The 8,415-nt window shown below is 41.8% G+C and carries 7 protein-coding genes and 1 pseudogene; 2 read left to right on the plus strand and 6 right to left on the minus strand.

Annotated elements, in window-relative coordinates; all coding sequences use genetic code 11:
• A pseudogene (locus tag HT671_RS05350) lies at positions 1-160 on the plus strand (IS5/IS1182 family transposase); the annotation flags it as partial.
• 145 nt (positions 161-305) lie between these two features.
• Here the strand turns inward: HT671_RS05350 and aguB are convergent.
• From aguB to HT671_RS05380, 6 genes are read right to left on the minus strand one after another with little or no spacing between them, the layout of a single operon-like run.
• Positions 306-1,181, minus strand: a complete 876-nt coding sequence (gene aguB, locus HT671_RS05355; protein WP_138703119.1) for an N-carbamoylputrescine amidase — start codon at positions 1,179-1,181, stop codon at positions 306-308.
• Between the two features lie 9 nt (positions 1,182-1,190).
• Positions 1,191-2,276 carry an agmatine deiminase gene (aguA, locus tag HT671_RS05360; protein WP_138703120.1) on the minus strand — a complete coding sequence of 362 codons (1,086 nt, stop codon included), beginning with the start codon at positions 2,274-2,276 and terminating at the stop codon, positions 1,191-1,193.
• A complete protein-coding gene (nspC, locus tag HT671_RS05365; RefSeq protein ID WP_138703121.1) occupies positions 2,273-3,400 on the minus strand; it encodes a carboxynorspermidine decarboxylase in 1,128 nt (375 codons plus the stop codon). Before nspC ends, aguA begins: the two co-directional genes overlap by 4 nt.
• Entirely contained in the window at positions 3,400-4,659 is a 1,260-nt protein-coding gene (locus HT671_RS05370; protein ID WP_138703122.1) for a saccharopine dehydrogenase family protein, read from the minus strand. Before HT671_RS05370 ends, nspC begins: the two co-directional genes overlap by 1 nt.
• Positions 4,656-5,516 carry a polyamine aminopropyltransferase gene (speE, locus tag HT671_RS05375; protein WP_000366713.1) on the minus strand — a complete coding sequence of 287 codons (861 nt, stop codon included), beginning with the start codon at positions 5,514-5,516 and terminating at the stop codon, positions 4,656-4,658. Before speE ends, HT671_RS05370 begins: the two co-directional genes overlap by 4 nt.
• Positions 5,517-6,977, minus strand: a complete 1,461-nt coding sequence (locus HT671_RS05380) for an aminotransferase class I/II-fold pyridoxal phosphate-dependent enzyme (protein WP_138703123.1) — start codon at positions 6,975-6,977, stop codon at positions 5,517-5,519.
• A 707-nt stretch (positions 6,978-7,684) separates the two neighbouring features.
• Here HT671_RS05380 and HT671_RS05385 point away from each other — a divergent pair.
• Positions 7,685-8,380 (plus strand): VIT family protein, encoded by a 696-nt coding sequence (locus HT671_RS05385; protein ID WP_138703124.1) that lies wholly within the window; start codon positions 7,685-7,687, stop codon positions 8,378-8,380.
• Positions 8,381-8,415: the final 35 nt, after the last annotated feature.

The raw sequence follows: 8,415 nt of genomic DNA on the forward strand, positions 1-8,415 counted from the left end.
TAACCATGCGCTATCTAAGGAGAGAAGCAAGGTTGAGAACATCTTTGCCAAAGTAAAAACGTTTAAAATGTTTTCAACAACCTATCGAAATCATCGTAAACGCTTCGGATTACGAATGAATTTGATTGTTGGTATTATCAATCATGAACTAGGATTCTAGTTTTGCAGGAAGTCTAGTATAAAATACGGACTAATCAAGATAAAAGAATAGTGAATCATAAAAATCGATTTACTAGATACCATAGTATCTTATAGTTGCTAATAAGAAGTTAGTCTAGCAGAATGAATCTCTCATTTCTCCCACACTAATCTGTAATTTGTCTATACATTTCCGGTCTTCTATCTCGAAACAAGCCCCAGTTTAGGCGTTCGCTTGCTCCCTTATCTAGGTCATAAGTTACTAACAGAACAGCTTCTTCTTGTCTTTCAGCTCGTTCTAGAATAGCTCCTGTTTCATCCGTCATAAAGGAGGAACCGTAGAAGTCAAGACTGGAACTCTGTCCACCATTTTCCTCACTTGGAGTGACTTCCTCCAAACCATAACGATTGGCTGCAATGACTGGAACAATATTTGCTGCTGCGTGTCCTTGCATGGTACGTTGCCAATGACCACAACTATCTGTATCCAAAATTGGCTCTGAACCGATGGCTGTAGGATAAAAGAGCAATTCAGCACCACTCAATGCAAGACAGCGCGCTGTTTCAGGGAACCATTGATCCCAACAGATACCGATACCAATCTTGGCATAGCGAGTATCCCAGACCTTGAAACCAGTGTTACCAGGCGTGAAATAAAACTTTTCTTGATAATAATGGTCATCTGGTATGTGGGTTTTCCGATAAACACCCAGCACTTCCCCATCTGCATCAATAACGGCAATAGAGTTATACAAGACATTGCCATCTTTTTCATAGAAACTGATTGGTAGAACAACCTGTAGTTCCTTAGCAAGCACTTTAAAATGCTGAATAGCTGTATTGTCTGTCACCGACTGGGCATGCTGGTAGTAGTCATACTGACGTTCCTGACAGAAATAGGGACGTTCAAACAACTCGGGCAAGAGAATAATTTGGGCACCTTGTTCTGCAGCCTGACGTACTAAACGCTCTGCGGTTTGGATATTTGTTGCCACATCCTTGGCGCATTGCATCTGAATGGCTGCAACTCTTACATTTCTCATCTTTTTCTCCTATTCTGGGATTTGTTGGGTGATACAGTGGATATTGCCACCACCTAAAAGAATATCTCTGGCTGGTATTCCGACAACTTTACGATCTGGGAAACACTCACTGAGAATATCTAAGGCTACTTGGTCGTTTTTATCTTGAAATTGGGGAACCAAGATAGCCTTATTGGCGATATAAAAGTTTACGTAGGAAGCTGCTAGTCGTTCACCTGCGTAGCGTTCTTCTTCACCTTCTTCATAGATGTAGCCTGACAAATCCTCTTCTGTCACAACTTGACGAACTGCAGGGATAGGCAATTTATGAATGATAAAGTGACGACCTTTTGCATCTGTTTCCTTTTCTAAAAGCGCTAAATCAGCTGCTGACATGGCATATTGAGGATCGCTTTTGTCGTCTGTCCAAGCCAAAACAAGCTCTGCAGGACCAACAAAGGCAGCAACATTATCAACGTGTTCATTGGTTTCGTCCTGATAAATACCATAAGGAAGCCAGATAATTTTTTCGGCTCCAAGGCTGTCTAATAAGGTATTCTCGATTTCCTCTTTACTGAGATGAGGATTGCGACCAGAGCTTAGTAGGCAACTTTCAGTCACAAGAATGGTTCCTTGACCATCGCTGTGTATCGCTCCGCCTTCTAGCACAAAAGGTTTGGCATCGTAAACAGGCATTTCCAAGACCTCAGCAAAATTACTGGCTACTTGGTCATCATCTTCATAGTCTTGATAAAGACCATCGACTGCACCACCCCAAGCATTAAAAGACCAATCCACAGCTAATTTCTGGTCTTTATCATTGACAAGAATAGTCGGACCTGTATCACGGGCCCAGGCATCATTGGTGGGAATGTCTAAATAAACAATCTTGTCTCCAAGATAAGATTGGGCTTCAGCTAAGTAGTCTTGGTCCACCAAAAGATAGACTCTTTCTCCTTCTGCTATGGTCTTAATAATCTGGCTGAAAGCTCTTTTAGCAGCCTTTCCTTGAAAAGGCCATGATCCTGGTCGAGTCGGCCATATCATGAGGGTACCATGGTGTGCTTCGTACTCTGCTGGCATGCGATAGCCTAATTTTTTGGGACTTTCCATCATGATAATCTCCCTTTAAAATCTTGATAGCCAAATGCTTTGACTAAGCTACAGTCTCCCTGTTCGTCCATGAGATAGAGACTTGGCAATCCAATACCATTAAAGGTATTATTTTTGACAAAAGAATAAATGGCCATGTCTTGAAAATAAAGTCTGTCTCCGATTTGAACTGGATTTTCAAAGCTATAGTCTCCAATTACATCGCCCGTCAGACAAGTATTGGAAGAAAGTCTATAGGTATGGGCTTTTTCCTGTGCCTCAAAGCCATTTCTCAAAGGTGGACGATAGGGCATCTCAAGTACATCAGGCATATGGCAGGTCGCAGAGGCGTCTAAAACCAAGATTTCCATACCGTTTTCGACAATATCTAATACCTCAGTTGCTAGATAACCCGCATTGAGCGCAATGGCTTCACCCGGCTCGATATAGATTTCAAGATTGTAAGTTTTTCGGATACGCTTGATTTCTGAAATCAGCAAATCTACATCATAGTCTTCTCTTGTAATGTGATGGCCGCCCCCCATATTGAGCCATTTGACCTCATGCAAATAGGAACCAAACTGCTCTTCTACTGCTTTCAAAGTTGTCTCTAAATCATCTGCACCCTGCTCGCAAAGGGTGTGAAAATGAAGACCATCCACCAAATCCAGCAAATCACTAGGAATTTTATCTAGTGTAACGCCAAAACGAGAACCTGGTGCACAAGGATCATAGAGAGCATGATCTCCTTGAGTTGAACACTGAGGGTTAAGTCGCAGCCCCACGCTTATACCAGCATCCCGACAACGAGCTCCATGCTTACGCAACTGTCTCTCTGAGTTAAAAACGATATGGTCTGTTATCTCCAGCAATTCCTCCAAGTCTGCATCCTTGAAAGCAGGTGCAAAAACATGGACTTCGCCAGGAAATTCTTCCCCTGCCAATTTGGCTTCATAAAGTCCACTAGCAGTCGTACCAGATAGATACTGGCTAATCATGGGATAGGTTTTGTAGAGGGAATATGCCTTCTGGGCAAGCAAAACCTTGCAACCGGCTTCTTCTTGTACATATTGTAAAATGCGACAGTTGTCTTCTAACTTTGCCAAGTCAATGACGTAAGCTGGTGTTGGTACTTGTTCTAGCTTCATTAGTCCACCATTTGTGGATTTTCAACCACAACCCAAGGCAAGCCATACTCATTCAAAGCTTCCATGAATGGATCTGGATCCAATTCTTCAAGGTTGTAAACTCCAGCTTGTTTCCAAGTACCGTTCATAACCAATTTTGTTCCAATCATGGCTGGAACGCCAGTCGTGTAAGAAATAGCTTGTGAACCAACTTCCGCGTAACATTCCTGATGGTCGCAGACATTGTAGATGTAGATGGTCTTTTCAACGCCATCTTTTACACCTGTAAAGATACATCCAATATTGGTTTTACCTACAGTAAGTGGGCCAAGGCTTGCAGGGTCTGGAAGCAAGGCTTTTAAAAATTGAATCGGAACGATGTCTTGGCCGTTAAAGTTAATGGTATCCGTACGAAGGAGTCCTACATTTTCAAGACATTTCATATGTGTCAAGTAAGATTGACCAAAAGTCATAAAGAAACGAATGCGTTTGACTCCAGGAATGTTCTTGGCCAGCGATTCAATTTCTTCATGGTGAAGGAGATACATATCTTTTTGTCCAACTTGAGGGAAATCATACTCACGCTTGATAGACATAGCTTCGACTTCGACCCATTTCCCATCTTCCCAGTAAGAACCTGGAGCAGAAACCTCGCGGAGATTGATTTCTGGGTTAAAGTTTGTCGCAAATGGATAACCGTGGTCACCACCATTACAGTCTAAAATGTCGATATAGTGGATTTCGTCAAAGTAGTGTTTGAGGGCATAGGCTGAAAAGACACTAGTCACACCTGGGTCAAAACCAGAACCAAGAAGAGCGGTCAAGCCTGCCTCTTTGAATTTTTCTTGATAAGCCCATTGCCATGAGTAGTCAAAGTAAGCAGTAAAACCAAGTTCCTTACAACGTTTCTCATAGATGGCACGCCACTCAGGGTCTTCTGTGTCTTCTGCTTCGTAGTTGGCTGTATCGATATAGTGAACACCTGTTGCCAAACATGCGTCCATAATGGTCAAGTCTTGATAAGGCAAAGCTACGTTCAAAACAGCTTCTGGTTTGTAGCTTTCAATCAGGGCAATCACTTCTTCTACCTTGTCAGCATCAAGAGCTGCTGTCTCAATCTTAGTATTTGTTTTGCCTTCTAATTTAGCCTTCAAGTCATCACATTTTGACTTGGTACGGCTAGCAATCATAATTTCTTTAAAGGTTTCGCTATCTTGGCAAATCTTTGAAATAGCAACTTGGGCAACGCCCCCACATCCAATAACTAATAAACGACTCATTTTTTTCCTTCCTCTTCTTCTAAAATGTCCTCAACATACTTGGGCAACATAAAGGCCCCTACGTGTAAGTTTGCAGTGTAGTATTCTGTGAAAAGCTGGCGTTTTTTCCAGCCTTCTTTGTCAAAATCTTTGACAGGGTGGTATTTTTTCGATGCAAATCCAAACAACCAATAACCAGCAGGGCTAGTTGGGATATGGGCCTGATAAACTCGACTGATTGGAAAGGCTTGATTAACCTTGCGGTGCATGCTTCGGCAAGCCGACTCATCCTCGTCAAAGAAGGGACTCCCATGCTGGTATATCATGATGCCGTCTTCCTTCAGAGCTCTGTAACTGTTGCCGTAAAATTCCTTGGTAAAGAGACCTTCCGTATGACCAAATGGATCTGTCGCATCGTTGATGATAATGTCGTAATCATCTTCACAGTTTCGCAAAAAGCGTAGCCCATTTTGATAGTAAATGGTAACACGAGGGTCATCAAGACCTGCAGCAAAATCTGGGAAATACTCACGACAAACCTCTACCAACATTTCATCAGGTTCTACAATATCGATTTGTTCCAATTCTGGATAGAGTGTTAATACTTGAGCAACACCACCGTCACCACCCCCAATAACCAAGACTTTCTTGGGATTGGGATGTACAGCCATGGGAACATGAACGGTCATTTCATTGTAGACAAAATCATCCGCATCTGAGAATAAAACATGCCCATTTAAAATCAAAATCTTTCCAAAAGCTGGCGTATCTAAGACTTCTATATCCTGCCATTCACTTTTACCAGCATAGAGTTGCTTGGCTGTTCTCAGGGACAATTTCACATCTGGAGTATGAACTTCAGAAAACCATAAATCCATCTAGTTCTCCTTTCTCTTAATGACGTTGATGTGATTGACCTCTGGATCTTCCGTCCCTTGGAGGGAGCAACCACGTTCCTTGGCAAATTGGATATAGTCGACAATTTCTCGTGTAATGCGTTCTCCAGGAGCCAAGATAGGAATACCTGGAGGATAGCACATGACAAATTCCCCACAGACCTGTCCGACAGATTCGTCTAAAGACAAACTTTTTCTCTCTGAATAGAAGGCTTCTTGTGGAGACAGCACCAACTCAGGCTGAATATATTCTCCAGCTATTAAGTCTTTTCCATCTCTTGAGTAGAGTCTCTTGATATCCGCCAAAGCACCGACCAAACGTTCGATGTCTTGGATGCGGTCACCGATGGAAATATAGGCTAAGATATTCCCAATATCACCAAATTCGATCTGAATATCGTATTCGTCTCGCAAGAGGTCATAAACCTCGATACCTGTTAGCCCAATTCCCTGAGTGTAAACGGACAGCTTGGTCACGTCAAAATCACAGACTGACACACCGTCTATTAACTCTTTTGAATAGGCATAGTAGCCACCGATAGCATTGATTTCACGACGAGCGTACTCGGATAGCTCAATGACCTTCTCAAACGACTCTTTACCACGAAGGGCCAAGTTGCGACGTGAAATATCTAAACTAGCCATCAACAAGTAAGAGGCGGATGTTGACTGGGTCAGGTTGATGATCTGACGAACGTACTCAGGATTCATCTGCTCCCCGATTAAAAGAAGCGAACTTTGGGTCAAACTCCCACCAGACTTATGCATGGAAACTGCTGCCATATCAGCACCTGCATCCATAGCAGAAATTGGAAGTTTATCTGTAAAATGCAAATGCGCTCCGTGGGCCTCATCTACTAAAACCATCATGCCAGCTTCATGAGCCATTTTTGTCAATCCCCTTAGGTCTGAACAGATTCCGTAGTAAGTAGGGTTGTTAATCAAAATGGCCTTGGCATCTGGATGGTCCTTTATGGCCTTGGCTACTCGGTCATTTTCAAGACCTAAAGCGATACCAATCTTAGGATCTACACTCATCTCGATATAGATGGGAATGGCACCACATAGAACCAGCGCATTGATAGCAGATTTATGGACATTACGTGGCAGAATAATCTTATCTCCAGCCTTACAAGTAGAAAGAATCATAGTCTGCACTGATGAAGTTGTTCCACCAATCATCAGAAAAGCATAGCTAGCTCCAAAAGCATCTGCAGCCAGCTCCTCTGCATCCCGAATAATAGAAATGGGGTGCCCTAGATTATCCAAGGGTTTCATCGAATTAACATCAATGCCAACACATTTTTCTCCTAACAGTTCGACAAGTTCTGGATTTCCTCGTCCACGCTTGTGACCTGGCACATCAAAGGGGACAATCCTTTTCTTGCGTAGCTTGACCAAGGCCTCATAAATTGGGGCTTGGTTTTGATCTAACTCTTTCAAGACATACTCCTTTCAATATTTTTAGAACCTTATGAAAACTAAGGAACTAAAGGTTGACTCATGAAAAAAGAGCAGGTTTTCACCTGCTCTGCAATCTTCTGACGTTTTTATGTTTGTTTCTGTTGAGTATGTCTGTTCCCGATGTTTCCTAACTCTCTAGTAGCAAATATTACGTACTTTATTGATCGTTTCACAAGATGACGTGTGCTTTCACCACACTAAAAATTTATGAATTAGGACAAGTGTCCTAACATCAACTTATAAAAGTAGGCTTTTAACCCTATCAATAATGTGGTTTTTCAACCACGCTTCGGCATTCAACCCTGCCTGTCCGTAGGCATTTTTTACTCGGGTTTATATTTGCTAGAAAACATCATCTCATTTTCTAAGCTCCATTACTATATCATGTTTTTAAGAACTTGTAAAGCGTTTTACGAAAAAAATATAAAAAAGTTCGCAAAATATTTGGATTTTATTTGATTTTACACTAATTGTTCTCTTGTAAACGATTATAAAGTGAACAAAATGTTTATCGTATTTAATTTAAAATTCTTTATAATATTCTATACACTTTACCCTCGGTGTTTGATCTATTAGAGAAGATGTCGACATTTTTATATCATTAAAATCGTGCAACTTTTTTCAGATACTTTTAAAAGATTGATTTCATTATCTGTTTCCTTTATACTGGATAAAAGGAGAATAGTATGTCAGAAACAAATCACGAAATCGATTCAAATTTTGCAGGTCGTTTAAATATCTTGCGTGCGGGTGTTCTTGGTGCCAACGATGGAATTATTTCCATTGCTGGTGTGGTTATCGGGGTTGCTAGTGCTACGAGCAATATCTGGATTATCTTTTTATCAGGTTTTGCGGCTATCTTAGCTGGCGCCTTTTCAATGGCGGGTGGAGAATATGTATCCGTTTCAACTCAAAAAGATACCGAGGAAGCGGCCGTTGCGCGTGAGCAACTCTTGCTAGACCAAAATATGGAACTAGCCAAAAAGTCCCTCTATGCAGCCTATATCCAAAATGGTGAGTGTGAAACATCAGCCCAACTTCTCACCAACAAAGCCTTTTTAAATAATCCGCTCAAGGCTTTGGTAGAGGAAAAATATGGGATAGAGTATGAAGAATTTACCAATCCTTGGCATGCTGCTATCTCTAGCTTTATTTCTTTTTTCCTTGGTAGCTTACCACCAATGCTGTCAGTAACTATTTTCCCAAGTGAATACCGCATCCCTGTTACTGTCCTTATCGTCGGTGTGGCTCTTCTTCTCACTGGTTACACTAGTGCCAAACTTGGAAAGGCTCCGACTAGAACAGCTATGATTCGGAACCTAGCTATTGGTCTCTTGACCATGGGCGTTACCTTCCTGCTCGGACAACTTTTCAGCATTTAATACTCTTCGAAAATCTCTTCAAACCACGTCAGCGT

The organism is Streptococcus sp. 2741 (assembly GCF_013276315.1).
GTDB lineage: Bacteria > Bacillota > Bacilli > Lactobacillales > Streptococcaceae > Streptococcus > Streptococcus pseudopneumoniae.

Bases quoted from the DNA above. Each gene is read 5' to 3' on its own strand.
- aguB (WP_138703119.1), bottom strand. From the start codon at position 1,181: ATGAGAAATGTAAGAGTTGCAGCCATTCAGATGCAATGCGCCAAGGAT.
- aguA (WP_138703120.1), bottom strand. From the start codon at position 2,276: ATGATGGAAAGTCCCAAAAAATTAGGCTATCGCATGCCAGCAGAGTAC.
- nspC (WP_138703121.1), bottom strand. From the start codon at position 3,400: ATGAAGCTAGAACAAGTACCAACACCAGCTTACGTCATTGACTTGGCA.
- HT671_RS05370 (WP_138703122.1), bottom strand. From the start codon at position 4,659: ATGAGTCGTTTATTAGTTATTGGATGTGGGGGCGTTGCCCAAGTTGCT.
- speE (WP_000366713.1), bottom strand. From the start codon at position 5,516: ATGGATTTATGGTTTTCTGAAGTTCATACTCCAGATGTGAAATTGTCC.
- HT671_RS05385 (WP_138703124.1), top strand. From the start codon at position 7,685: ATGTCAGAAACAAATCACGAAATCGATTCAAATTTTGCAGGTCGTTTA.